The organism is Methylobacterium sp. J-030, from assembly GCF_022829545.1.
In the GTDB taxonomy this organism is placed as follows: Bacteria; Pseudomonadota; Alphaproteobacteria; order Rhizobiales; family Beijerinckiaceae; genus Methylobacterium.
Window position 1 is genome coordinate 14,778 of sequence record NZ_JAKSYM010000208.1, and the last position, 23,465, is coordinate 38,242.

Sequence of the window (23,465 nt, forward strand, 5' to 3'; positions counted from 1 at the left end):
TCGGCCCGTCATGGATCTCAACTCGCGCCTGTTCGACAGCATCCGGATCAAACCGTCCTGCGACGAGCCGAAGCCCGCGGCCGAGACCGGCTGCGAGAGCCCGGGCTGCACGCAGCCGGGCCTGTACCGCGCGCCGAAGGGCCGGAAGGCGGAAGGGCAGTACTGGCGCTTCTGCATTGATCACGTCCGCGCCTACAACGCGACCTACAATTACTTCGACGGCATGAACGACGCCGCCGTGCAGGCCTACCAGAAGGACGCGATCATCGGCCATCGCCCGACCTGGGCGATGGGCGTGAACAAGAGCGGCCAGGCCAAACCGGCCGACGAGCCGGCCCGCGACTGGGCCTATGTCGATCCGCTCGGCATCCTGCGCGGCGAGGGCGTCGCCGACGCACGCCGGCGCGCCCGCCAGCCCGAGCCGGAGAAGCCCCGGCACTCGGCGACGGTGCGCCGGGCGTTGGACGTGATGGGGCTCGAAGAGGGCGCCGACACGGCCGCCATCAAGGCGCAGTACAAGACGCTGGTGAAGCGCTTCCATCCCGACGCCAACGGCGGCGACCGGTCGTTCGAGGAGCGGCTGCGCGACATCATCCGCGCCCATGACGTGCTGCGCGCCGCCGGGCTCTGCTGAACGGCACGAAGGATGCACGCGAGCTCGATCCCACGATAGGGCAAACCGCGCGGCGCGGCCCTATATAGGGGTCCAGGCCGGTCGGTGGCGCCGGAACGCGCCGCCGTCTAAGAATGACTCCGCCCCGCCGCGGAGGCCCGGCTCGACGTTCTTCCGCGCGGATGCTTCACTGTTAGGGAGTGGAGTGTCCGCGCCTCACGAGGTTCCGAATGCTCTCTGACGACACGCCCGCCCGGCTCCCCGACCGCACCGTCTCCGTCCGCGAGGTGTTCGGCATCGACCTCGACCTCAAGGTCCCGGCCTATGCCGAATCCGAGGAGCACGTCCCGGATCTCGACCCCGACTACATCTTCGACCGGGAGACGACGCTCGCGATCCTGGCCGGCTTCGCGCGCAACCGCCGCGTGATGGTCACCGGCTATCACGGCACCGGCAAGTCGACCCATATCGAGCAGGTCGCCGCCCGGCTGAACTGGCCCTGCATCCGCATCAACCTGGACAGCCACGTCTCGCGCATCGACCTCGTCGGCAAGGACGCGATCGTGCTGCAGGACGGCAAGCAGGTGACCGCCTTCCAGGACGGCATCCTGCCCTGGGCGCTGCAGAACAACGTGGCGCTGGTGTTCGACGAGTACGATGCCGGGCGCCCGGACGTGATGTTCGTGATCCAGCGCGTGCTGGAACTCTCGGGCCGGCTGACGCTGCTCGATCAGAAGCGCGTGATCCGCCCGCACGCGGCCTTCCGGCTGTTCGCCACCGCCAACACGGTGGGGCTGGGCGACACGTCGGGCCTCTATCACGGCACCCAGCAGATCAACCAGGGCCAGATGGACCGCTGGTCGATCGTCACGACGCTGAACTACCTGCCGCACGACCGCGAGGTCGACATCGTGCTCTCGAAGGCGGTGCATTACCGGGGCGACCAGGGCCGCGACATCGTCAACCGGATGGTGCGCGTGGCGGATCTCACCCGCAACGCCTTCATGAATGGCGACCTCTCCACCGTCATGAGCCCGCGCACGGTGATCACCTGGGCCGAGAACGCCGACATCTTCAAGGATGTCGGCTTCGCCTTCCGGGTGACCTTCCTCAACAAGTGCGACGAGCTGGAGCGGACGCTGGTGGCCGAGTTCTACCAGCGTGCCTTCGGCAAGGAGCTGCCCGAGAGCGCGGTGAACGTCGCGCTGAGCTGATCCGGATGGAGGAGCCCGTGGCGCGCCCGGCGGAGACCGATGTGATGGACGTGGACGCTCCGTCCAAGTCCGTCCACACGCGCTACGAGGAGGATCTCTGCGCTTGGGTGCAGGAGCAGGTCTCCCTGCTCCGCGCTGGCCGGTTCGACGCGGTCGATGTCGAGCGTGTCGCGGAGGAGCTGGAGGATTTGTCGAAGCGCGAATTCTCCAAGCTCTACAGCTGCCTGCGGGTCCTCCTGATGCACATGCTGAAATGGGATCAGCAGCCGGAGCACCGGACGCCGAGTTGGATCTACTCGATCCGCGAGCAACGCCGCCGGTTCGACCGCCTTCTGAAGGAGAGCCCCAGTCTCAAGGCACGGCTCGCGGAGGCTCTGGCAGACGCTTACCCCGATGCCCGCGATTGGGCTGCCGACGAGACCCATCTGATGCCGGACGAGTTTCCGTCCGTCTGCCCCTATACCTGGGAGGACATCCAGGAGCGCCCCTTCGATCTCGACTCGGCGAAGAGGTAGTTTCGCATGGTCGACACGCTTCGGAGGGGACCGGCCGGCAGCGGAGCGCCCGAAGCTCCGCGTTCGGGCCGCCTGGAGGACGCGATGGTGCATCCGGTCGAGACAGACGCGATGGATGCGCCGACGGCGTCGGCCCCCGCCCGCACGCGCTACGCGGACGACCTCTACACCTGGGTTCAGGAGCAGGTGGCTCTGCTCCGCGCCGGCCGGGTGGACGCGCTCGACCTCGACAATATCGCCGAGGAGCTGAGCGACGTGGGCTTGAGCGAATATTATCGGCTGGCGAGTGCGGTCGAGATCGTCCTGCTTCACATGCTGAAATGGGATCATCAACCGGAACGCCGCAGCCGCAGCTGGGCGCTCAGCATCGCCGAGCACCGGGAGCGGATCCTGATCCAGTTGCGGAAGAGCCCCGGACTGAAGTCGAGCCTCGATGAAGTGCGGCGCGACGGGTTCCGGCTCGGTCGGCTCGGGGCGGCCCGACAGATGAAGCGCTCACCGAAGACTCTACCCGCGGAGTGTCCCTACAGCTGGGACGAAATCCTGAACCGCCCCTTCGATTTCGACGACGACCGGTAGCCCCGCATGTCCATCTCCAACCGCAAGCCCGGCGAGCGCCGCGAACCCGTGGCCGAGCCCCTGAAGCGCTCGGTGGCCGGGTGCCTGCGCGCCATCGCGCGGCGCTCCGAGGTCGAGGTCACCTACGCCACCGACCGGCCGGCACTGACCGGCGACAAGGCGCGGCTGCCCGAGCCCCCGCGAAAACTCTCGGCGCAGGACGTCGCGGTGCTGCGCGGCAATGCCGACGCCATGGCGCTGCGCCTCGGCTGCCACGACGTCGCCCTGCACCGCCGGTTCGCCCCCGAGAACGCCGCCGCCCGCGCGGTCTACGACGCGGTCGAGCAGGCCCGCGTGGAGGCGATCGGCTCGCGTCGAATGGCGGGGGTCGCCAGCAACATCTCGGCGATGCTGGAGGACCGCTACCATCGCGGCGGCAAGTACGAGACCATCACAGACCGGGCCGACGCCCCGATGGAGGACGCCGTCGCCCTGATGGTGCGCGAGCGCCTGACCGGCCACAAGCCGCCCGAGGCCGCGGCCAAGATCGTCGAGCTGTGGCGCGCCCATATCGAGGCGAAGGCCGGCCCGAACCTCGACGGCCTGCTCGGGTCGATCGAGGACCAGCGCAAGTTCGCTCGCTCGGTGCGCGATCTCCTCACCTCCCTCGACATGTCGGACGAGACGCCGTTCGACGCCGAGGACGACGAGAACGACGACGAGAACGACGCCCAGGACGACGAGCAGAACCCGAGCGAGGGCGATTCGGAGGAGAAGAGCCAGGGCGAGCGCGCCGAGATCGAGACCTCCGAGGAGGCCTCCGACGAGATCGAGGAGGGCGCCCAGGAATCCGCCGACGCGCCGTCCGGCGAATTGCCCGAGGAGGCCGAGGACGCGGACTCGGAAGAGGCTTCCGAGGCCTCGCGCCCGCCCCAGCGCCAGGGGAACGAGGCGCGCGGGCCCGAGTACCGGGTATTCAACCCCCGGTTCGACGAGGTCATCCACGCCGAGGAGCTGTGCGACGCCGACGAGCTGTCGCGCCTGCGCTCCTATCTCGACAAGCAGCTCTCGCATCTCCAGGGCGTCGTCGGCCGGCTCGCCAACCGGCTGCAGCGGCGGCTCCTCGCGCAGCAGAACCGGGCCTGGGATTTCGACCTGGAGGAGGGCCAGCTCGATCCGGCGCGGCTCGTGCGCGTGGTGATCGACCCGTACCAGCCCCTCTCCTTCAAGCAGGAGAAGGACACCAATTTTCGCGATACGGTGGTCACGCTGCTCTTGGACAATTCGGGCTCGATGCGCGGCCGGCCGATCACCGTGGCGGCGACCTGTGCCGACATCCTGGCGCGGACGCTGGAGCGCTGTGGCGTGAAGGTGGAGATCCTGGGCTTCACCACCCGGGCCTGGAAGGGCGGCCAGAGCCGCGAAGCGTGGCTCGCCGCCGGCAAGCCGCCGAATCCCGGACGCCTGAACGACCTGCGCCACATCGTCTACAAGTCCGCCGACGCCCCCTGGCGGCGCGCGCGAAAGAACCTCGGGCTGATGATGCGCGAGGGGCTGCTCAAGGAGAATATCGACGGCGAGGCCCTGGACTGGGCGCATAAGCGCCTGCTCGGCCGGTCGGAGCAGCGCAAGATCCTGATGGTGATCTCCGACGGCGCGCCGGTGGACGATTCGACCCTCTCGGTCAATGCCGGCAACTACCTGGAGCGGCACCTGCGCTGGATGATCGAGGAGATCGAGACGCGCTCGCCGGTCGAGTTGCTGGCCATCGGCATCGGCCACGACGTGACGCGCTATTACCGCCGCGCCGTGACGATCATCGACGCGGAGGAACTGGGCGGGGCGATGACCGAGAAGCTGGCCGAGCTGTTCGAGGAGGACGGTGCGGCGGCCCCGGTGGGTCGAGCGCTGCGGGTGGCAGGCGCGCGGCGCTGATCGCGCCGCGGCCGCTTCGATGCGCGGCCCAGACCCTTCAAGTCGTCGTCGCGCCTGTCATGGTTTCGAAAGGTCCGGGACCTTTTGCGGGTGCAGGGCAGAGCCCTGCTGTCGGGCTCTGACGGATGGCCGGGCCCTCCGGGATCCGTGACCGGCGGTGAAGGCTGGCGGTCTGCGCGTCGAACGCGCGCAAGCGAAAACCGCCGGACCCCTCGCGGCCCCGGCGGTTCGCATCATCCGGTGAAAGCCCGAAAACTCAGGCCGCTTCGGCCGGGGCCTCGGCGAGCTTCTTGTGGATCTCGCGCTTCAGGAGGCGGGCGGTCTGCGAGAGGTCGCCCTCGCCGGCCTTGATCAGGAAGGCGTCGAGCCCGCCGCGGTGCTCCACCGAGCGCAGGGCGTGGGCGGTGACCCGCAGGCGCACGCGCTTGCCGAGCGCATCCGACTGGAGGGTGACGTTGCACAGGTTCGGCAGGAACCGGCACTTGGTCTTGCGGTTCGAGTGGCTCACGAGGTGGCCGACCTGAACGGCCTTGCCGGTGAGTTCGCAGCGGCGCGCCATGATGACTTTAGATCCCGTCTCGTTCCGCTCGATGAAGACCCGATCGCGACCGGCGCGATCGTCGTCGCAGCGGGCGGTGCCCGATGCGGTTCCAGGTCCGGCGGAGTCCTGTTGAAGGCGCGAGCCTATAGGCGAGGCAGGGGCTCCGCGTCAAGGTATCGAGCGAACGACCGTGGCCCGGGCGGTCCAACGGTCTGTTAACCACGATGCCGGGATATAGCCTTCTTCCACCCGCAGGAAGGCGCCTCACCCGGTACCGGGCATCGCGAGGATGCCGCAGGCGGGTGTGTTCGAGAGGGCGGACCCAGGACCCTGTCGCAAGACGATGTCCTCGGCCGCTCGTCCTGGGATGCGATCCGGATCATGAGCGCAACGCCTGCCCATCGGACGATCAAGTCGCTGACGAAGCATGCCGCGGGCCGGCTGGTCGCGGGCGCCCTCGTGGTCGCGGCGCTCGTCGCGCCGGCCGAGGTCGCCGCACGCGCCGGCCGGTCGAAGCGGGCGGCGGCGGCATCGGCCACCACCGTGACGGTCGATTACGGCATCAACCTCGCCGGCCTGCCGATCGGCACCGCGCGCCTCGCCGGCTCCTTCGAGCGCGACCGCTACGTCATGGACGTATCGGCGGTGCTCACCGGCCTCGTGGGCGCGATCACCGGCGGCAAGGGCTCGGCCCGGGCCTCCGGCACCTTCGCGGCGGCGCCGCAGCCGGGTGCCTTCTCGATCGCGACCCACACGGCGAGTTCCGGCATCGCGGTGCGCATGGCGCTGGCCCACGGGAACGTCGTGCAGGCCGAGATCACGCCGCCGCTCATCGACATGCAGGACCGCGTGCCGGTCACTTCCGCCAACAAGCGCGGCATCCTGGATCCGGTGAGCGCGCTGCTGATGCCGATCCAGGGGCGCGGCGAGCCGCTCGACCCGGAGAATTGCAACCGCACGCTCCCGGTCTTCGACGGCGCGACGCGCTTCAACGTGGTGCTCAGCTACGCCGAGACGCGGCCCGTGCAGAAGCCCGGCTATGTGGGCCAGGTTCTGGTCTGCACCGCCCGTTACCAGGCGGTGGCCGGCCACCGGCCGGACCGGCCGGGGGTGAAGTTCATGGAGGACAACCGCGAGATGTCGGTCTGGCTCGCCCCCGTCGAGGGGACGCGGGTTCTGCTTCCCCTGCGCATCTCGGTGCTCACCACGATCGGCACCAACATCATCGAGACGACGCGCTGGAGCCAGGGCGGAACCGCGGGCACGACCGGCACGGCCGGAGCCGAACCGAACGCCGCCAGCGTCGCCCAGGCGAGCCTGCCCGGGGAGTAGACCCCTTTGACCGGGGCCGGTTTTCCCGGCACGCCTGCCCGGCGCGGCACCCGCGCCAGGGAGGCCAGACAATGCCCAAGGGCTACATCATCGTCCGGATGACGGTCACCGATCCGGACACCTACAGGGACTACGCCGCCATGGCCTCCGAGGCCATGCGCCAGTACGGCTGCAAGCCGCTGGTCCGCGGCGGCCGCCACGAGGCGCTGGAGGGCGAGGCCCGGCCGCGCAACGTCGTGCTGGAGTTCGACTCCTACGAGGCGGCGCGGGCCTACTATTTCTCTCCCGAGTACCAGGCGGCTATCGCCAAGCGCCGGCCCGCGGGGATCGGCGAGGTGGTGCTGGTCGAGGGGGCGGATTGAACCGCGCTTTCCGTCGAAGCCTGCCCCAATTCATCCCCAAGGCGCATCACGCGTACCGAGGCGGTTCGGGTCAGCGCGCATGGACCAGCGTCGCCCTGTCGCAATCGCCCGGCCGGCAAAGGCGGCAGCCATGGACGAAATCTTCACCGACCCCGCCATAATGCTCGGATGCGCCGGCCTGTCCTCAGAATCGCCCTGGCCCTCATCGTCCTCGCCGGCCCGGCCGCCGCGCAGCCGCTGACCGCCGGCACCGCGGAACCGGGCTGCGGCGGCGACGCCTTCTCCTCGGCCGAGATCGTCGAGCACCGCCGCGGCCCCCTCGTGGCGATGCCCGATACGCTCTGCGCCGACCTCGCGCCCCAGCCGGGGACGCCGACGACACAGATCGACGTCTATCCGCAGATCGTGCCGCAGGTTGGACCTAGCGGCGCCGGCATCCCATATGGGGGGAGACAGACCCGGCCCTATCGTCCCTGACGCGACCGGCCGATAGCACCTCTCCCTTCCCCGCCCGCGCCGCGACGGCGCTGCGACGGCCTTCATCCGAAGGAACCGCGGACCATCGACGCGCTGCTCCGCCCCCCGCAAAGCCGCTCGCTGCCCCGCGACGTCCGCGCCCGCGGCGTCACGGCGGTCCTCGGGCCGACCAACACCGGCAAGACGCATCTCGCCATCGAGCGGATGCTCGCGCACCCGACCGGGATGATCGGGCTGCCCCTGAGGCTGCTCGCCCGGGAAGTCTACCTGCGCGTCGTCGCGAAGGTCGGCCCCGAGAAGGTCGCGCTCGTCACCGGCGAGGAGAAGATAAAACCCGATCGGCCGCGCTACTGGATCTGCACCATCGAGGCGATGCCCCGGGACCTCGACGTGGCGTTCGTGGCCATCGATGAGATCCAGCTCGCCGCCGACATGGACCGCGGCCACGTCTTCACCGATCGCCTGCTCTACGTGCGCGGCCGGGAGGAGACCCTGCTGATCGGCTCCTCGACCGTGCTGCCGCTGGTCCAGAGCCTGATCCCGAACGTCCACACAACGACCCGGCCGCGCCTGTCGCGGCTCAGCTTCGCGGGGGAGAAGCGGCTGTCGCGCCTGCCCCGACGCACCGCGATCGTCGCGTTCTCGGCCGAGGAGGTCTACGCGATCGCCGAGCTGATCCGCCGCCAGCGCGGCGGCGCCGCGGTGGTGCTCGGCGCCCTCTCGCCCCGGACCCGCAACGCCCAGGTCGAGATGTACCAGGCGGGGGACGTCGACTACCTCGTCGCCACCGACGCGGTCGGCATGGGTCTCAACCTCGACGTGGATCACGTCGCCTTCGCGGCCAACTGGAAGTACGACGGTACCCGCTTCCGCAAGCTCACCCCCGCCGAGATGGGCCAGATCGCCGGCAGGGCCGGGCGCCACCTCGCGGACGGGACCTTCGGTTCCACCGGCCGCTGCCCGCCCTTCGAGGCCGAGCTGGTCGAGCGGCTGGAGAGCCACGATTTCGATCCCCTGCGCATCCTGCAATGGCGCAACCCGGATCTGAGCTTCGGCACCCTGGAGGGCCTTCAGGCGAGCCTCGACGAGCACCCGCGCGAATCGGGGCTGACCCGCGCCCCCATGGGCGAGGACCAGCAGGCCCTCGAGATCCTCATGAAGGAGGACGACATCCGCGACATGGCGCGCAGCGCCGCCACGGTGCGTCGCCTGTGGGACGTCTGCGGCGTGCCGGATTACCGCAAGGTTCACCCGCAGGTGCACGCCGACCTCGTGGCCCAGCTCTACCGATTCCTCATGAAGGGCATGGCGGGCCGCATCCCCGACACGTGGTTCGCCGAGCAGGTGGCGATGATCGACCGGACCGACGGCGACATCGACACGCTGTCCCGTCGAATCGCCCAGGGCCGCACCTGGACCTTCGTTGCCAACAGACCCGACTGGCTGCGCGACCCTGAACATTGGCAGGGCGAGACGCGTCGGGTAGAGGACAGGCTGTCCGACGCCCTGCACGAACGCCTCGCGAGCCGCTTCGTCGACCGGCGCACAAGCGTCCTGATGCGGCGCCTGAGAGAGAACACGATGCTCGAAGCCCAGATTACCGCCGACGGTGACGTCACCGTCGAGGGTCAGCATGTCGGCCACCTTCACGGATTCCTGTTCGTTCCCGATGCCAGCGCCGAGGGGCACGAGGCCAAGACCCTGAGGAGCGCCGCCGAGAAGGCGCTCGCGGGTGAGATCGAGTCCCGGGCCGAGCGGTTTTCGGCAACAGCCGATTCGACCCTCGTGCTCGCGCATGACGGCACGATCCGCTGGACCGGGGCCCCCGTCGCCAAGCTCACCCCCGGGGAGAAGCTGTTCGCCCCGCAGATCCGGCTGCTCGCCGACGACAGCCTGACCGGCGCGCACCGCGAGAAGGTCGAGGCGCGCCTCGATGCGTGGTTGAAGGCCCACATCGTGCGGCTGCTCGGTCCGCTGATGGAGATCGAGACCGCCGCCGACCTCACCGGTCTCGCCAAGGGGATCGGCTATCAGGTCGTCGAGGCGCTGGGCGTGCTGGAGCGCTCGAAGGTGGCGCACGAGATGCGCAGCCTCGACCAGGACGGCCGCGGGGCGCTGCGCCGCCACGGCGTGCGCTTCGGCGCCTACCACATCTTCCTGCCGGCCCTGCTGAAGCCGGCGCCGCGGACGCTCGCGGCCCAGCTCTGGGCCCTGCGCAACGGCGGCCTGGACCAGCGCGGTCTCGACGAGATCGCGCATCTCGCCGGCTCCGGCCGCACCTCGATCAAGGTCGACCGCGAGATCGCCAAGGGCCTCTACCGGGCCGCCGGCTTCCGGGTGAGCGGCGAGCGGGCGGTGCGCGTTGACATCCTGGAGCGGCTCGCCGACCTGATCCGGCCGTCGATCGCCTACCGGCCCGGCACCACGCCGGGCACGCCGCCCGACGGCACCGCCGACGGCGACGGGTTCGTGGCGACCGTGGGCATGACCTCGCTGGTCGGCTGCTCGGGCGAGGATTTCGCCTCGATCCTGAAGTCGCTCGGCTACACCGCGGAGACCCGCCCCGGCCCGGCCATCACGGTGCCGCTGGTGCCGGCCGCAGCAACGACGCCGGCCGCGACGGCCGCAGCCGAAGCCTCGTCCGACGCCGCGGTCGCCGCGCAGGCCGATGCCGCCCAGCCCACCGACGACGAGGCCCCCGCCCCCGGGGAGGCTGCCGCCGCCGAGCCTCACGAGGCCCCGGCCGCCTCCGGGGACGAAGCGGTCGGTGACGCGGCCGCCACCGAGACCAGGAGCCCCGCGGAAGCCGTCGCGGCCGGCGAGACCGCGGTGGACGCTCCGGCGGTCGAAGCGGCCCCGGCGGTCGAAGATGTTGCGGCCGAGGATCGCGGCACGGTCGAGACGTCAGCCGCGGCGGAGCCGGCAGCCGAGCCCGAGACCGCCATGGACGCGACGCCGGAACCCGCTTCCGTCGAGGCTGAGCCGGTCGCGGCGAGCGCTGCGACAGAGGCGGCCCCGGAGGTCGCCGAGACCGAAGGCGAGCCCACCGCGGAGATCCCGCAGATCGAAGTCTGGCACCTCCAGCGCCATCAGCGCCCGGCCCATCAGCGCCCGCAGAACCGCCCGCGTGGCGCCGGCCGCGGCCGGGAGGCTGGACAGCAGGGCCAACACCCGGGTCCCGGGCGTCCGGAGGGCGCCCGTCCCGAGCAGCGCCGCGCCGAGGGCGAAGGCGGTCCCCGCGACGGGCGGGATCGCGGTCCCCGCCGCGACCGGTTCGCGGCCGGGCGGCCCGAGCGTCGGGATGACCAGCGCCGGAACGACCAGCACGGCGAGCAGCGCGCCTCCGGCCCGCGGCCCGACCAGCGTCCGCCCCGGCGCGAGCGGGCGCCGGACCCGGATTCGCCCTTCGCCAAGCTGGCGGCGCTCAAGGCGCAGCTCGAGGCGGGCGACGGCGGAAAGCGCTGACCCGCGCGCATGCGGGAGGACCGGCAGCGTCTCGACAAATGGCTGTGGTTCGCGCGCTTCGCGCGGACCCGGTCGCTCGCGGCGCGGCTCGCCGCGGACGGTTTCGTGCGGGTGAACGGGCTCCGGGCCGAGAACCCCGCCAAGGGCATCGGCATCGGCGACGTGGTGACGGTGGCCGCGCCCCACGCCACGTTGGCGGTGCGGGTGATCGGCCTCGGCCTGCGGCGGGGACCGGCCCCGGAGGCGCGGCTGCTCTACGACGACCTATCGGGCCAGTCCGCCCCGCCGGACCGTCCCGAGTGATGAGGAAGGGCCACAACCGCTGACGCAGCCGCCGGCATGCGGCGCCCGCGCGCTTGTCAGCCCGGGAGCCAGCGTCTAAGGCCGTTGCCTCCGAAGTCCGGCCGCGAGCCGGGCTGCACCGGCATTCCCTCGCAGTGCCACCCGGGCGTGCGGGCCGTCCCGAGGCTCCGCCCGGGCCAAGTGATGTTTGAGGACGAAGACATCCGATGACCTATGTCGTCACCGACAATTGCATCAAGTGCAAGTACACGGACTGTGTCGAAGTCTGTCCGGTCGACTGCTTCTACGAAGGCGAGAACATGCTCGTCATCCACCCGGACGAATGCATCGACTGCGGCGTCTGCGAGCCGGAATGCCCGGCCGAGGCGATCAAACCCGACACCGAATCGAATCTCGATGCGTGGTTGAAGATCAACGCGGACTACGCCAAGACCTGGCCCAACATCACGCAGAAGAAGGAAGCGCCGGCCGACGCGAAGGAATGGGACGGCAAGTCCGGTAAGCTTGAGGCCTACTTCTCGCCGAACCCCGGCTCGGGCGACTGAGCCAGCGCATCGATCCACAGGATCTGGTGCCGGCCCAGCCCGGTCGGGACAGGGCCGGACTGTGGATAGCGGCGGGTCCCCCCGCTTCGCCTCGCGCGGCGGGATCTGCAACAGGCGAAGGTCAGATCCGCGGCAGGCTCATTTCTCTCCGGCCGCATCGATGTAAAACACGATGGTGCCGTGCAGGGATATCGTGCACGCGCCCATGCGCATCGTCAGGGATGCTTTGCTCTGCGCGTCGGATTGTGGTAGACCGACTGCCTGCCGTCGCTCGCGCCTGACGTGCTTCCTCCGGCTGAAACACCTTCGATCATCGTGGGTTAGGAGTGGTACGCGATCGACCGCCGAAGGTGCTTCGGCGGAAGGTCCAGGCTTTTGCACGGTCGCGCCGGGGAATTCCTCGACCTCCGCCCGTGGCGACAGGTTCGGGAGCGGCGAGGCAAACCGGGTGTCCCGCCCGGAACAACACGGTTTCGTGCGGCGTCGAACGCTGCGCGCCAGTGGAGGCCCTTCTCGCATGACCACAGCCAAGAAGACGACGACCGCAGGCCGGCAGGGTTTCAAGACCGGCGAGGCTGTCGTGTATCCGGCCCACGGCGTCGGTCGCATCACCGCGATCGAGGAGCAGGAGATCGCGGGCTACAAGCTTGAGCTGTTCGTCGTCTCGTTCGAGAAGGACAAGATGGTCCTGCGCGTGCCCACCGCGAAGGCCAACAGCGTCGGCATGCGCAAGCTCGCCGAGCCTGAGCTGGTGAAGAAGGCCCTCGACCTGCTGACCGGGCGTGCCCGGATCAAGCGCACCATGTGGTCGCGCCGGGCCCAGGAATACGAGGCGAAGATCAATTCAGGCGACCTGCTCTCGGTCACCGAGGTGGTGCGCGACCTGTTCCGCTCCGAGGCGCAGCCCGAGCAATCCTATTCCGAGCGCCAGCTCTACGAGGCGGCCCTCGACCGGATCGTGCGCGAAATCTCCTCGGTGAACCGCATCACCGAGACGGAGGCGCTGAAGCTCATCGAGCAGAGCCTCGCGAAGTCCCCCCGCCGGGCCAAGAGCGAGGCGGAGCCCGAGACCGACGCCGAGGGCGAGGGCGACGACACCATCCAGGAAGAAGCTGCCTGAGCGGCCCATCTCTGGTCCGACGATGAGGAACCCGGCCCCTGCGGCCGGGTTTTTTCATGGGTCGGTGCGAGCGCCCGCCCGGTCCGGCGGCCCGGATCCTGATGCGGGACCGGCATCGCGTCTGTCATCCCGCCGGAACACAAAAACGTGCCCGCGCGCTTGTCGCATTCCGGGTCGTCGGGCGGAACTTTCTCCTCGGGCCTTCCGTTGTCGCTGGCCTGGGGTCGCTTGGCGGCGGCGCCTGTGCGCCGGCCCATTGGTCTGGCGCCGCAACAGCACTCGACAACAAGAGGCAGGCGGAATGGCTGAGATCGCGGGAATACGTAGGCAATTCATCCGGACTGCGATGGAAGCGCCCTTCCTCGCCCGGGAGGAGGAACGCGGCCTCGCCGTCCGCTGGAAGGACGATCGCGACGAACGCGCCCTTCACCGCCTGATCTCGGCCCATATGCGCCTCGTCATCGCCCTGGCGGGGCGTTTTCGTCACTACGGCCTGCCGATGGCCGACCTCGTCCAGGAGGGCCATGTCGGCCTGATGGAGGCCGCCGCCCGGTTCGAGCCGGAGCGGGATGTCCGCTTCTCCACCTACGCGACGTGGTGGATCCGCGCCTCGATCCAGGACTACATCCTGCGCAACTGGTCGATCGTGCGCGGCGGCACGTCCTCGGCCCAGAAGGCGCTGTTCTTTAACCTGCGCCGGCTGCGGGCCCGGTTGATGCAATCCACCGAGGAGCATGTCGGCGACGAGATCCACCGCCGAATCGCCAGCGCGATCGGCGTTTCGCGCGACGACGTGGCGCTGATGGATGCGCGCCTGTCGGGGCCGGACATGTCGCTCAACGCCCCCGTGGGCGAGGACAGCGAGGCCTCCTCGGAGCGGATGGACTTCCTGGTCGACGGCGCCGACCTGCCGGACGAGACCGTGAGCGCCACCGTCGACGGCGAGCGGCGCCTGAGCTGGCTCCAGCAGGCCCTGACCGTGCTGTCCGAGCGTGAGCTGCGCATCCTGCGCGAGCGCCGGCTCGCCGAGGATCAGGCGACCCTCGAGGCGCTGGGCCAGCGGCTTGGCATCTCGAAGGAGCGGGTCCGCCAGATCGAGAACCGGGCTCTGGAGAAGCTTCGCCGGGCGCTCGCCGACCGGTTCCCGGCTGCCACCGGCAGCCCGCATATCGGCTGAGCGACCTCAACCGCGCGGCAACAAGCCCGGCCATCGGCCGGGCTTTCGTGTTTGGGCGCCCAATCCAGTGCGCACCCGTCATCGCGAGCGGAGCGAAGCGACCCAGGGCAGCGCGCTATCGGTGAGCATGGCGCGACTCTGGATTGCTTCGCTGCGCTCGCACAGACGGCGGCATACGGACGCTTCATCCCGGTGCTGCGATCGATCGCGGATCGCCTACGCGCCCTGCATCACCGCGCTGCGCCGCTCCCGCCGTTTACGGCGGCGGCCGGGTTCGGGGGTGGCGTCGAGCCAGATCACGAGGGCCAGCGCGAGGAGCGCCGGCACGCCGAGGGCGAGGAACGAGCCGGTCCAGCCGAACAGGCTGTAGGACAGCCCCCCGTACCAACCCGACAGGGCCCCGCCGACCCCCTGCACCGCGTTGACGCTGCCCAAAGCCGTCTGGGTCCGCCCGGAGCCCCAGGTCAGGTCCGCGACCACCACCGGCACCGCCACCCCGACGATGCCCGAGGCCACGCCGTCCAGAACCTCGGCGGCGATGAGCCAGACCGGATCGTCGATCAGGCCGGACAGGACCGCCCGCACGGGCAGTACCGCGAAGGCCACCATCAGGAGCTGGCGCCGCCCGCGCCTGTCCGCGAGCGAGCCGGCGAACAAAGCCACCGGCACCATCACGAGCTGCGCCACCATCACGTAACGCGCCGTCCACGTGGTGGCGTCGGCCGCGGTGGCGACGAGCTTCTGGCCGAGCAGCGAGAGCATGCCGCCGTTGCCGAGGTTGAACAGCGTCAGCGCCACGGTCAACACCAGGAGCCGGCGATTGCCGAAGACCTGCCGAAGGCCGCCGCGCTCTGGCTCGTCCTCCGCATCTTCCTGCCAACCCACCGCCCGCCGCCGGTTCCAGGCGCCGGCCGGCGTCGTCAGGGCGGCGATGATCGCCGCCACCGCCATGCCGCCGAGAACCCAGAAGGCGATCGCCGGACCGAAATAACCTGTCCCGAGGCTGATGCCGCCGGCCGCGACCAGGATGCCGATGTGGTTGAAGGCCTGGTTGCGGCCCTGCTGCCTGGGAAACCGGTCCTTGCCGACGATCCCGAGCGTCAATGCCGCCACCGCCGGCAGGAGCAGCGTGCCGCCCGCTGCGGCCAGGAGCTGCGCGAACAGCACCGCGGCGAAGCTGCGCGCCGGCAGCAGCAGCAGCGTGCCAGCCAGGATGCCGCCGCAGGCCAGCGCGATCAGCAGGCGGGGCTTGGAATAGCGGTCCACCAGGGCGCCGAACGGGCCGCTCAGGAACAGCGTGCCGAACCCGACGAGCGTGATCACGAAGCCGACCCGCGCCGGACTCCACGACGCCGCCTCGGCCAGCCACGTCCCGAGGAACGGGCCGAGGCCGCCTTGGATGTCGCCGATGAAGACGTTGATCAGGGCGAGATGCGTTGTGGGAGACATTCCGACCGGCAAAGCTGCGAGAGCCGCACGAACTGGGCCGGAGCGCCCGTGCGGTCAAGCCTGCCTCGCGTCACACCGGCGGCCCGTACTGCACGAGCCCGTCGCCGACCGACCAGTTTTCCGGCGCGACCTCGACGAGGCTCACGAACACGTTGCCGGGCTTCACGCCGGGATCCTGCCCGAACTCCCGCTTACCGACACCGTGCTGCAGGCACGCCCCTTGCGCGGGCCGGCCGCCGACGCGTTCCGCGCCCTGGCGGCGGCCTATCGCGATCCCGGCGGCCATTGAGGCCCGCCCGTCCTGGTTTCGAGAGGGCGAGCCCTTTCGCGGGTCCAGGGCAGAGCCTTGGATTCCGTCAGGGCTTTGCCCTGACAACCCACCAGAGGGCTCGCCCTTTGGAAAGCCGGAATCGGGTCAAACAGAGGCTCAGGAAGCGAGCGGACCCTGCGCGCCCTGCTGCTCCATGATCTTCTGCCGGTAGAGGCCGACGAAGTCGATCGGATCGATGTAGAGGGGCGGGAAGCCGCCGTTGCGCACAGCCTCGGCCACGATCTGGCGGGCGAAGGGGAAGAGCAGGCGCGGGCATTCGATCATCACGGCCGGGTGGATCTGGTCGGCCGGAATGTTCTGCAGGCGGAACACGCCCGCATAAGTCACCTCGAAGGCGAACAGCACGTCGGTCTGGACCTTGGCATCGCCGTCGAGCTTGAGCTCGACCTCGAAGTCGGTCTCCGAGAGCTGCGCCGCGTTGACGTTGACCTGGATGTTGATCTGCGGCCCCTGGCCCTCCTTGGGCTGGAGGGAGCGCGGCGCGTTCGGATTCTCGAAGGAGAGATCTTTCGTGTACTGCGCCAGGGCGTTGATCATCGGCATATCGCCCTGCGGCATGCCGCCGCCGTTGCCGTTCGCTGCCGGGGAATCGGCCATGCGGATCTTCCTTCTCGATCGGCCGGCGACACGGCCGGCGCGGGTTGTCTCAGCGGGTGCCGCTGGATCGCGCCGCGGAACTGCCCCGAATGGCAGGGCCGCTAACACGCGCGCCGAGCCTGGACAAGCGAACTGGTGCGGCGCTGGCGCCGGCGGCGGCGGTGACCCATATCGGACCGGTCCCGGGTGCGGTTTTCGCGCGGGGACAACCGGCTCGCTCCTGACGCGTTGGTCGGATATGAGTCGTCACGACTATGCACGCTTTGCCGGCGTCGCACCGCGCGTGACCTGAGCAAGGGGCACAGGGTCTCGCCGCGGCCACCATCGGATCGGTGATGCAGGACAGTTTCGACGTTACGACGATCATCTTCCTCGCGCTCGCGGTCTTCGTGATCTGGCGTCTGCGCTCGGTGCTGGGCCAGAAGACCGGCGCGGAGCGCTCGCCGTTCAAGCCGGTCGACCGCAGCCGCACGGAGCCCCAGGCGCGCAGCGAGGGCGACAACGTCGTCCGCCTGCCGGGCGCCGACCGGGCACCCCCGACCCCGGCGCCCGCCCCGGCGCAGCGCGACTGGCGCGGGATCGCCGAGCCCGGCTCCGAGATCGCCCGCGGGTTGGAGGCCTGCGTCCAGGCCGAGCCGAGCTTCGATCCGCGCGCCTTCCTGGAGGGCGCGAAATCGGCCTACGAGGCGATCATGATCGCCTTCGCCAAGGGCGACCGGAAGACCCTGCGCGGCCTCCTTTCCAAGGAGGTCGGCGAGGCGTTCGAGCGGGCGATCGCCGAGCGCGAGCGCAACCGCCAGACGCTGGAGACGACCTTCGTCTCGATCGACAAGGCCGAGATCGTGGCGGTCGAGGTGCGCAACCGCGTCGCCCAGGTCACCGTGCGGTTCCTGTCGAACCTCATCACCGCCACCCGCAACGCCGAGGGCAAGGTGGTGGATGGCAGCGCCGAGACCGTGGTCGAGGTGCCCGACGTCTGGACCTTCGCGCGGACGCTCGGCTCGCGCGACCCGAACTGGCAGCTCGTGGCCACCGAGGCCGGCGCCTGACCGCCTGACGGCTGCCCCGTGACGATCCCGCGCACTTGGCCCGGAGCCGTCACGGCCGCCATCCTGGCCACCGTCCTGGAGTCGGCCCCCACCGGGGCATCGGCCGCCGCACCGGCCATGGTCGGCGGCGCGACGCTGACGTCCGTTCCGTTCGAGGCCCTGCCGGGTTTTCCCGGCCCGGACGCCGAAGCGGCCCTGGAGGCCTTCCGCCGGGTCTGCGCCGCACCCGCCCCGGCCCTGCCGCAGCCCGCCGGGGTCGCGGGCGATCCAGCCGCCCTGGCCGAGGCCTGCACGGCGGCGAAAGGGGATGTGGCGGACGCCGCGTCGTTCTTCCGCGCACGCTTCGACGCCTTCCGGATCGAGCGGCCCGATGCCGGGCCAGCGGGCTTCCTCACCGCCTATTTCGAGCCCGAGCTGACGGGCTCCCTCGATCCGGGGCCGGACTACCCGACGCCGGTTCTGGCCCGGCCGGACGACCTTGTGTCCCTCGGCCCCGGCGAGACCCGTCCCGGCCTCGATCCGTCGCTCCGCGCCGCCCGCGCCACCGCGGAAGGGTTCGCCCCCTACCCCGACCGCGCCGCCATCGAGGACGGCGCCCTCGGCATGCGGGCGCGCCCGATCCTGTGGCTGCGCGATGCGGTCGATCTGCTGGTCCTGCAGGTCCAGGGCTCCGGACGCGTGCGCCTGCCCGACGGGCGCGCGGTGCGGGTGCTGTACGACGGGCGCAACGGGCGTCCCTACACGGCGGTGGCCAAGCTGATCGTGCAGGAGGGGCACCTGCCCCTCGAAGGCCTGACGCTCGCCCGCTGGACGGGCTGGCTGCGGGATCATCCCGACACCGCCCGGCGCCTGATCCGGGCGAACGCCTCCTACATCTTCTTCCGCCTCGCCCCGGTCGAGGATCCGGCCCTCGGGCCGCCAGGGGCCGCCAACGCGCCGCTCAGCCCCGGCCGCAGCCTCGCGGTCGATGCGGGCCTATGGCGCTACGGGCTGCCGTTCTGGCTCGCAGGTCCGCTGCCGGGGGCAGGCCCCGGTGAGGCCGGGCGCCTCGTGATCGCGGCCGATACGGGCTCGGCGATCGTCGGCCCGGCCCGGGGCGATCTGTTCGTCGGGACCGGCACACAGGCCGGCATCGCGGCCGGAAACCTGCGCGACGCCATCGGCTTCGTGGTGCTGCTGCCGAAGGCCGCGCCGGGCGGACGCCCCCGATGAGGCCGCCCCGCCGCGGGCGCCGTCTGTCCGCCGGGGAAGCCCGGCTCTGGGACGCGATCGCCCAGCTGGTCACGCCCCTGCCGGGCCGCGCCGCGCCGGTTCCCGAGGCCGCCCCCGAGGTCCCGGCGCCGGCCGCCACCATGCCGGCGCTGACGGCCGCGATCCTGAAGCCGACCGCGGCGCCGGTCGCGAAGAAGCCGCGCGCCAAGAAACATCCGCCGAAGCCGGCGCCGGAGCCGCCGCACCCGGCCACCGCCGCGCCCTACCAGGCACCGCCCCAGCGCCACGCCCCGAGCGCCGGGCTGGAGCGGACCGCGAAGGTCGGCCTGCGCCGGGGGCGGCTCGCCATTGAGGCGCGGATCGATCTGCACGGCATGGTGCAGACCGAGGCGCACGCCGCGCTGACGGGCTTCCTGCTCCGCGCCCGGGCCGCCGGCCATGCCTACGTGCTGGTCGTCACCGGCAAGGGCGGCCCGGGCGCTTCGGAGGCGTTCGCCGAGCGCGGTGTGCTCCGTCGCAGCGTGCCGCACTGGCTGCGCGGGCCGGAACTGCGCGGGATCGTGCTGGGCTTCGAGGAGGCAGCGCGCCACCACGGCGGCGGCGGCGCGCTCTATGTGCGGCTGCGGCGGCGCTGAGGAGCGGCAAACCGCCCGGGGCCTAAGCCGTTGCGGCCGCGGCCGATCCCGCCGATATCCGAGAGCCGGCGCACGATGCGCCGCGAGCAGCGAACACCATGCCGGAGCTCCCCGAGGTCGAGACGGTGCGGCGGGGGCTGGCGCCCGCCATGGTCGGCGCGCGCTTCAGCCGCGTTACCCTGCGCCGGCCGAACCTGCGCTTCCCCTTCCCCGAGCGCTTCGCCGCCCGCCTGGAGGGCCGCACCGTGACCGGGCTGGCGCGGAGAGCGAAATACCTCACCGCCACGCTCGATTCCGGCGAGACCCTGATCATGCATCTCGGCATGAGCGGCCGGTTCGACGTGGCGTTGCCTGACGGCAGCAACCTCTCGCCGGGGGACTTCTACCTGGAGGGCGCGCAGGGCACGCCCAAGCACGACCACGTGGTGATGGCGATGAGCACCGGCGCCACCGTCACCTACAACGACGCCCGCCGCTTCGGCTTCATGGATCTCGTCCCGAGCCGGGATCTCGAAGCATGCCGCCACTTCGCCCGAATGGGCGTCGAGCCCCTCGACGGACTCACCGGCGCGGTGATCGCGGGGCTGTTCCGCCACAAGATCACGCCGCTGAAGGCCGCCCTGCTCGATCAGCGCCTGATCGCGGGGCTCGGCAACATCTACGTCTGCGAGGCCCTGCACCGGGCGCGGCTGCATCCCGAGACCCCCGCCGGCAGCCTCGCCCGGCCGGACGGGCGCCCGACCCCCAAGGCCAACGCGCTGGCCAAGGCGATCGTGCAGGTGCTGGAGGCGGCCGTGAAGGCCGGCGGCTCGACGCTGCGCGACTACGCTCACACCGACGGCAGCGCGGGCGCCTTCCAGCACGCCTTCCGGGTCTACGACCGGGTCGGCCTCGCCTGCAGCCGGCCGGGCTGCGGCGGCGCGATCAGCCGCATCGTGCAGGCCAACCGCTCGACCTTCCTCTGCGCCACCTGCCAGCCCGCCGGCTGACCGCACCCTTTCGCGCCGCGAAACGGCATTTTCGCCACAAACCCGGCTAGGGTCGCGAGTCTCGACGTGCGCACCCGGTTGCGGGCAGCCGATCCCGGCCCGCGATCCGTGACGGGCCGCGCGGACCCAGACAGGATCCCGATGTTCTTCCGCCGCTCAAAGTTGCCTGCGCCCGAACGCATCGCGCAGGATCCGACGGACGAGCCCGCCCTGCCGCAGCGGCTCTCGCCGCGCTCGCCCGGCGAGGCGATCAAGCCGACCGTCGCCCCCCCGCCCCCGGAGCGGCCCGAGCGCGAGCGCAGCGGTTTCGTCGGCCTCGTCAGCGGCGCGCTGACCTTCGCGGTGGTCATCGCCATCGCGGCGATGATCGGCATCACGCTGTTCCAGCGGCAGGTGCGCGAGGCGGGGCCGCTCGCGGCCGACAAGGTCGTGGTGATCCCGCCGAGCGGCACCACGGAGATCGCCGAGGCCCTGAAGCGCGAGGGCGTGATCGATCATACCGGTCTGTTCGAATTCGCCGCCCGCTTCGGCGGACGGCCGGCGCTCCGGGCCGGCGAGTACATGTTCAAGGCCCATGCCAGCGTCGCCGACGCCCTGGACACGATCGCCACCGGCCGGCAGGTCCAGCACGCGATCACCTTCCCGGAGGGCCTGACCTCCGAGCAGATCGTGACGCGGCTCAACGAGAACGACGTGCTCACCGGCGAGATCAACGAGATCCCGCCGGAGGGCTCGCTCCTGCCCGATACCTACAAGTTCGAGCGCGGCGCCACCCGCCAGAAGATCGTCGATCTGATGAAGGCCAAGCAGCGCGAGGTGCTGAACCAGATCTGGCTGCGCCGCAGCGCCGACGTGCCGGTGCGGACCCCGGCCGAGATGGTCACCTTGGCCTCCATCGTCGAGAAGGAGACCGGCCGGGCCGACGAGCGGCCGCGGGTGGCGGGCGTGTTCATCAACCGCCTGAACAAGCGGATGAAGCTCCAATCGGACCCGACGATCGTGTACGGCCTCGTGGGCGGGCGCGGCACCCTGGGCCGCGGAATCACGCGCTCCGAGATCGACCGGCCGACGCCCTACAACACCTACGTGATCGAGGGCCTGCCGCCGGGGCCGATCGCCAATCCAGGCAAGGCCGCCCTGGAGGCGGTGGCCAACCCGTCTCGCACCAAGGACCTCTACTTCGTGGCGGACGGCACCGGCGGCCACGCCTTCGCGGATTCCCTGGAGGGGCACCAGCGCAACGTCGCCCGCTGGCGGGCGGTGGAGAAGAGCCGGCAGGCGCCGCCGGACGCCGTCGACAAGGTCGAGCCGGGTCCCGATCCGGCGATGCCGGGCCGGGCCTCGGCCTATGCGCCGGGTGACGGCGCGGGGAGCACGAACGCGGCCTTCCTCGACACGGGCACGCCGGGCACCCGGGCGTTCGACGCCTCCGAGGGCACGCGTCTCGATCCGCTGAAGAACCGCAGCTACGACCTCGGCTCGCCCAAGACCGTGCCGGCGCTCGCGGCGCCGGCCCCCGCGCCGAAGGGCCGGCGATGACGCCGCGCGTCCGGCGCGGGCGATCGGCGTGAGGGAAGGCCCGTCCAGACCGGAGGACCGCATGCCCAGAATGATCTTCGTGAACCTGCCCGTCGCCGACGTGGAGCGCGCCGCGGGGTTCTACACGGCCCTGGGAGCGAGCCGGAACGACCAGTTCTCCCAGGCGGGCACCGCCGCCGCGATGGTGTTCTCGGACGCGATCGTGGTGATGCTCCTCAGCCACGCCCACTTCGCGCGCTTCGCGCCGCGGCCGATCGCCGATGCCCGGGCCGCCACCGAGGTGCTGGTCTGCCTCTCGGAGGAGAGCCGGGCCGCGGTCGATGCTAGCGTGGATCGCGCGGTCGCCGCCGGGGGCCGCGCCGATCTTCGGCCGCCGCAGGCTGTGGACGGCCTGATGTACGGCCGCTGCATCGAGGATCCCGACGGCCACGTGATCGAGCTGATGTGGATGAACGCCGCCGCCGCGACGCAGAATGAGCCGCCTGCCGCGCGTTGAGGCTAGTTCGGCCGACCTCTGAGCTGAAGAACCCGGTCGCCGCCTCTTCCCGTCGGGACGATCCGTGCTACAGGCGCCGATCTTCTCCGCAACGGGGTTCGCCATGGCCCAGATCGCGAGCATGACCGGCTTCGCCCGGGCGGCGGGCACCACCGGGCCGGTGCATTGGGCCTGGGAGGTCCGCAGCGTCAACGGACGCGGGCTCGAGGTGCGCGTCCGGGTGCCGGCCGGCCAGGACGGAGCCGGTGAGGCCGCCCGCGCCGCCCTCCAGAAGGCCCTCACCCGCGGCCAGTGCCAACTGACCCTCACCCTGACCAAGCCGGAGGCGGCCGCGCGGGTGCGGATCAACGAGGCGCTGCTGGCGAGCCTCGCCCAGGCGGTGGCGCGGGTCCCGGTCCCCGAGGGCGTGGCGCCCGCCACGATGGACGGGCTGCTCGGCCTGCGCGGCGTCATCGAGGTCGAGGACGAGGCCGCCGACACCGATTCCCTCACCCGGGATCTCACCGAGGGTGCGGCCCGGCTGGTGGCGGATCTGGTCGAGGCCCGCCGCGCCGAGGGACGCCAGTTGGCGCAGGTCGTCACCGGGCAGGTCGAGCGGATCGCGGCGCTGACCCAGGCCGCGGAGGACAACCCGGCCCGGCGGCCCGCGGCGGTGCGCGCCCGGCTGGAAGCCGCCGTCGCGGCGCTCGGCGGCAGCGGGCTCGATCCGGACCGGCTCCATCAGGAGGCGATGCTGCTCGCCGGAAAGGCGGACGTGCGCGAGGAGCTCGACCGGCTCCGGGCGCACGTGGCCAGCGCGCGCGAGCTCCTGGCGGCGGGCGGCGCGGTCGGCCGGCGCCTCGACTTCCTGGCCCAGGAATTCGGCCGCGAGGCCAACACCCTGTCGGCCAAGGCCAACGACATCAGCCTGTCGCGGATTGGCCTCGACCTGAAGGCCGTGGTCGAGCAGTTCCGCGAGCAGGTTCAGAACATCGAGTGACGTGAGGATACGGATGCGCAACGCCGCGGAGC

At 71.1% G+C, this 23,465-nt stretch carries 24 protein-coding genes; 20 read left to right on the forward strand and 4 right to left on the reverse strand.

Annotated elements, in window-relative coordinates; genetic code table 11:
* Positions 1-10 precede the first annotated feature (10 nt).
* The 5 genes from MKK75_RS13440 (at position 11) to cobT (ending at position 4,835) form a co-directional block, all read left to right on the forward strand.
* Entirely contained in the window at positions 11-634 is a 624-nt protein-coding gene (locus tag MKK75_RS13440; protein WP_244043059.1) for a J domain-containing protein, read from the forward strand.
* A gap of 209 nt (positions 635-843) precedes the next feature.
* Positions 844-1,827 carry a cobaltochelatase subunit CobS gene (cobS, locus tag MKK75_RS13445; RefSeq protein WP_244043060.1) on the forward strand — a complete coding sequence of 328 codons (984 nt, stop codon included), beginning with the start codon at positions 844-846 and terminating at the stop codon, positions 1,825-1,827.
* 17 nt (positions 1,828-1,844) lie between these two features.
* Complete coding sequence (locus tag MKK75_RS13450) at positions 1,845-2,342, forward strand: DUF29 domain-containing protein (RefSeq protein ID WP_244043061.1); 498 nt, start codon at positions 1,845-1,847, stop codon at positions 2,340-2,342.
* A 6-nt stretch (positions 2,343-2,348) separates the two neighbouring features.
* Positions 2,349-2,921, forward strand: coding sequence for a DUF29 domain-containing protein (locus MKK75_RS13455; RefSeq protein WP_313901858.1), 573 nt, complete (start codon positions 2,349-2,351; stop codon positions 2,919-2,921).
* 6 nt (positions 2,922-2,927) lie between these two features.
* The gene (cobT, locus tag MKK75_RS13460) at positions 2,928-4,835 is read left to right on the forward strand and encodes a cobaltochelatase subunit CobT (RefSeq protein WP_244043062.1); all 1,908 of its coding nucleotides are present in this window, start codon (positions 2,928-2,930) and stop codon (positions 4,833-4,835) included.
* A gap of 256 nt (positions 4,836-5,091) precedes the next feature.
* Here cobT and rpmB read toward each other — a convergent pair whose 3' ends face one another.
* The gene (gene rpmB / locus MKK75_RS13465) at positions 5,092-5,394 is read right to left on the reverse strand and encodes a 50S ribosomal protein L28 (RefSeq protein WP_091718626.1); all 303 of its coding nucleotides are present in this window, start codon (positions 5,392-5,394) and stop codon (positions 5,092-5,094) included.
* 363 nt (positions 5,395-5,757) lie between these two features.
* On the opposite strand from rpmB, the gene MKK75_RS13470 reads away from it, so the two are divergent.
* The 8 genes from MKK75_RS13470 (at position 5,758) to MKK75_RS13505 (ending at position 14,157) form a co-directional block, all read left to right on the forward strand.
* On the forward strand, positions 5,758-6,708 hold the full coding sequence (locus MKK75_RS13470) for a DUF3108 domain-containing protein (RefSeq protein WP_244043063.1): 951 nt from the start codon (positions 5,758-5,760) through the stop codon (positions 6,706-6,708).
* A gap of 71 nt (positions 6,709-6,779) precedes the next feature.
* Positions 6,780-7,070 carry a DUF1330 domain-containing protein gene (locus MKK75_RS13475; protein WP_244043064.1) on the forward strand — a complete coding sequence of 97 codons (291 nt, stop codon included), beginning with the start codon at positions 6,780-6,782 and terminating at the stop codon, positions 7,068-7,070.
* 168 nt (positions 7,071-7,238) lie between these two features.
* Entirely contained in the window at positions 7,239-7,547 is a 309-nt protein-coding gene (locus MKK75_RS13480; protein ID WP_244043065.1) for a hypothetical protein, read from the forward strand.
* A 93-nt stretch (positions 7,548-7,640) separates the two neighbouring features.
* Positions 7,641-11,012: a helicase-related protein gene (locus tag MKK75_RS13485; protein ID WP_409567563.1), complete on the forward strand. Its 3,372-nt coding sequence runs from the start codon at positions 7,641-7,643 to the stop codon at positions 11,010-11,012.
* A gap of 9 nt (positions 11,013-11,021) precedes the next feature.
* On the forward strand, positions 11,022-11,315 hold the full coding sequence (locus MKK75_RS13490; RefSeq protein ID WP_244043067.1) for an RNA-binding S4 domain-containing protein: 294 nt from the start codon (positions 11,022-11,024) through the stop codon (positions 11,313-11,315).
* A 206-nt stretch (positions 11,316-11,521) separates the two neighbouring features.
* Positions 11,522-11,860, forward strand: coding sequence for a ferredoxin FdxA (fdxA, locus tag MKK75_RS13495; RefSeq protein ID WP_244043068.1), 339 nt, complete (start codon positions 11,522-11,524; stop codon positions 11,858-11,860).
* A gap of 517 nt (positions 11,861-12,377) precedes the next feature.
* Entirely contained in the window at positions 12,378-12,980 is a 603-nt protein-coding gene (locus MKK75_RS13500; protein ID WP_244043069.1) for a CarD family transcriptional regulator, read from the forward strand.
* A 301-nt stretch (positions 12,981-13,281) separates the two neighbouring features.
* A complete protein-coding gene (locus tag MKK75_RS13505) occupies positions 13,282-14,157 on the forward strand; it encodes an RNA polymerase factor sigma-32 (protein ID WP_244043070.1) in 876 nt (291 codons plus the stop codon).
* Positions 14,158-14,373: 216 nt separating this feature from the next.
* On the opposite strand, the gene MKK75_RS13510 is transcribed toward MKK75_RS13505, so the two are convergent.
* From MKK75_RS13510 to secB, 3 genes are all read right to left on the reverse strand, one after another.
* Complete coding sequence (locus tag MKK75_RS13510) at positions 14,374-15,606, reverse strand: MFS transporter (protein ID WP_244043071.1); 1,233 nt, start codon at positions 15,604-15,606, stop codon at positions 14,374-14,376.
* Positions 15,607-15,676: 70 nt separating this feature from the next.
* Positions 15,677-15,892, reverse strand: a complete 216-nt coding sequence (locus tag MKK75_RS13515) for a tautomerase family protein (protein ID WP_244043072.1) — start codon at positions 15,890-15,892, stop codon at positions 15,677-15,679.
* 141 nt (positions 15,893-16,033) lie between these two features.
* Entirely contained in the window at positions 16,034-16,534 is a 501-nt protein-coding gene (gene secB / locus MKK75_RS13520; RefSeq protein ID WP_244043073.1) for a protein-export chaperone SecB, read from the reverse strand.
* 335 nt (positions 16,535-16,869) lie between these two features.
* Between secB and MKK75_RS13525 the strand changes: the two genes are divergently transcribed.
* The 7 genes from MKK75_RS13525 to MKK75_RS13555 all read left to right on the forward strand — a co-directional run bounded on the left by MKK75_RS13525 (position 16,870) and on the right by MKK75_RS13555 (position 23,433).
* Entirely contained in the window at positions 16,870-17,583 is a 714-nt protein-coding gene (locus tag MKK75_RS13525) for a Tim44/TimA family putative adaptor protein (protein ID WP_244043074.1), read from the forward strand.
* A gap of 18 nt (positions 17,584-17,601) precedes the next feature.
* Positions 17,602-18,795 carry a murein transglycosylase A gene (locus MKK75_RS13530; protein ID WP_409567561.1) on the forward strand — a complete coding sequence of 398 codons (1,194 nt, stop codon included), beginning with the start codon at positions 17,602-17,604 and terminating at the stop codon, positions 18,793-18,795.
* Positions 18,792-19,430, forward strand: a complete 639-nt coding sequence (locus tag MKK75_RS13535; protein ID WP_244043075.1) for a Smr/MutS family protein — start codon at positions 18,792-18,794, stop codon at positions 19,428-19,430. Before MKK75_RS13530 ends, MKK75_RS13535 begins: the two co-directional genes overlap by 4 nt.
* 98 nt (positions 19,431-19,528) lie before the next feature.
* Positions 19,529-20,419 (forward strand): bifunctional DNA-formamidopyrimidine glycosylase/DNA-(apurinic or apyrimidinic site) lyase, encoded by an 891-nt coding sequence (gene mutM / locus MKK75_RS13540; RefSeq protein ID WP_244043076.1) that lies wholly within the window; start codon positions 19,529-19,531, stop codon positions 20,417-20,419.
* 141 nt (positions 20,420-20,560) lie between these two features.
* Positions 20,561-21,958, forward strand: a complete 1,398-nt coding sequence (mltG, locus tag MKK75_RS13545; protein ID WP_244043077.1) for an endolytic transglycosylase MltG — start codon at positions 20,561-20,563, stop codon at positions 21,956-21,958.
* Between the two features lie 61 nt (positions 21,959-22,019).
* Positions 22,020-22,454 (forward strand): VOC family protein, encoded by a 435-nt coding sequence (locus MKK75_RS13550; protein WP_244043078.1) that lies wholly within the window; start codon positions 22,020-22,022, stop codon positions 22,452-22,454.
* A 103-nt stretch (positions 22,455-22,557) separates the two neighbouring features.
* Positions 22,558-23,433 (forward strand): YicC/YloC family endoribonuclease, encoded by an 876-nt coding sequence (locus MKK75_RS13555; protein ID WP_244043079.1) that lies wholly within the window; start codon positions 22,558-22,560, stop codon positions 23,431-23,433.
* The last annotated feature ends 32 nt before the right edge of the window (positions 23,434-23,465 follow it).

Bases quoted from the DNA above. Each gene is read 5' to 3' on its own strand.
- fdxA (WP_244043068.1), top strand. From the start codon at position 11,522: ATGACCTATGTCGTCACCGACAATTGCATCAAGTGCAAGTACACGGAC.
- MKK75_RS13500 (WP_244043069.1), top strand. From the start codon at position 12,378: ATGACCACAGCCAAGAAGACGACGACCGCAGGCCGGCAGGGTTTCAAG.
- MKK75_RS13475 (WP_244043064.1), top strand. From the start codon at position 6,780: ATGCCCAAGGGCTACATCATCGTCCGGATGACGGTCACCGATCCGGAC.
- MKK75_RS13505 (WP_244043070.1), top strand. From the start codon at position 13,282: ATGGCTGAGATCGCGGGAATACGTAGGCAATTCATCCGGACTGCGATG.
- MKK75_RS13510 (WP_244043071.1), bottom strand. From the start codon at position 15,606: ATGTCTCCCACAACGCATCTCGCCCTGATCAACGTCTTCATCGGCGAC.
- MKK75_RS13555 (WP_244043079.1), top strand. From the start codon at position 22,558: ATGGCCCAGATCGCGAGCATGACCGGCTTCGCCCGGGCGGCGGGCACC.
- secB (WP_244043073.1), bottom strand. From the start codon at position 16,534: ATGGCCGATTCCCCGGCAGCGAACGGCAACGGCGGCGGCATGCCGCAG.
- MKK75_RS13490 (WP_244043067.1), top strand. From the start codon at position 11,022: ATGCGGGAGGACCGGCAGCGTCTCGACAAATGGCTGTGGTTCGCGCGC.
- MKK75_RS13470 (WP_244043063.1), top strand. From the start codon at position 5,758: ATGAGCGCAACGCCTGCCCATCGGACGATCAAGTCGCTGACGAAGCAT.
- rpmB (WP_091718626.1), bottom strand. From the start codon at position 5,394: ATGGCGCGCCGCTGCGAACTCACCGGCAAGGCCGTTCAGGTCGGCCAC.
- MKK75_RS13525 (WP_244043074.1), top strand. From the start codon at position 16,870: ATGCAGGACAGTTTCGACGTTACGACGATCATCTTCCTCGCGCTCGCG.
- mltG (WP_244043077.1), top strand. From the start codon at position 20,561: ATGTTCTTCCGCCGCTCAAAGTTGCCTGCGCCCGAACGCATCGCGCAG.
- MKK75_RS13440 (WP_244043059.1), top strand. From the start codon at position 11: ATGGATCTCAACTCGCGCCTGTTCGACAGCATCCGGATCAAACCGTCC.
- MKK75_RS13515 (WP_244043072.1), bottom strand. From the start codon at position 15,892: ATGGCCGCCGGGATCGCGATAGGCCGCCGCCAGGGCGCGGAACGCGTC.
- mutM (WP_244043076.1), top strand. From the start codon at position 19,529: ATGCCGGAGCTCCCCGAGGTCGAGACGGTGCGGCGGGGGCTGGCGCCC.
- MKK75_RS13480 (WP_244043065.1), top strand. From the start codon at position 7,239: ATGCGCCGGCCTGTCCTCAGAATCGCCCTGGCCCTCATCGTCCTCGCC.
- MKK75_RS13535 (WP_244043075.1), top strand. From the start codon at position 18,792: ATGAGGCCGCCCCGCCGCGGGCGCCGTCTGTCCGCCGGGGAAGCCCGG.
- cobS (WP_244043060.1), top strand. From the start codon at position 844: ATGCTCTCTGACGACACGCCCGCCCGGCTCCCCGACCGCACCGTCTCC.
- MKK75_RS13550 (WP_244043078.1), top strand. From the start codon at position 22,020: ATGCCCAGAATGATCTTCGTGAACCTGCCCGTCGCCGACGTGGAGCGC.
- MKK75_RS13455 (WP_313901858.1), top strand. From the start codon at position 2,349: ATGGTCGACACGCTTCGGAGGGGACCGGCCGGCAGCGGAGCGCCCGAA.
- cobT (WP_244043062.1), top strand. From the start codon at position 2,928: ATGTCCATCTCCAACCGCAAGCCCGGCGAGCGCCGCGAACCCGTGGCC.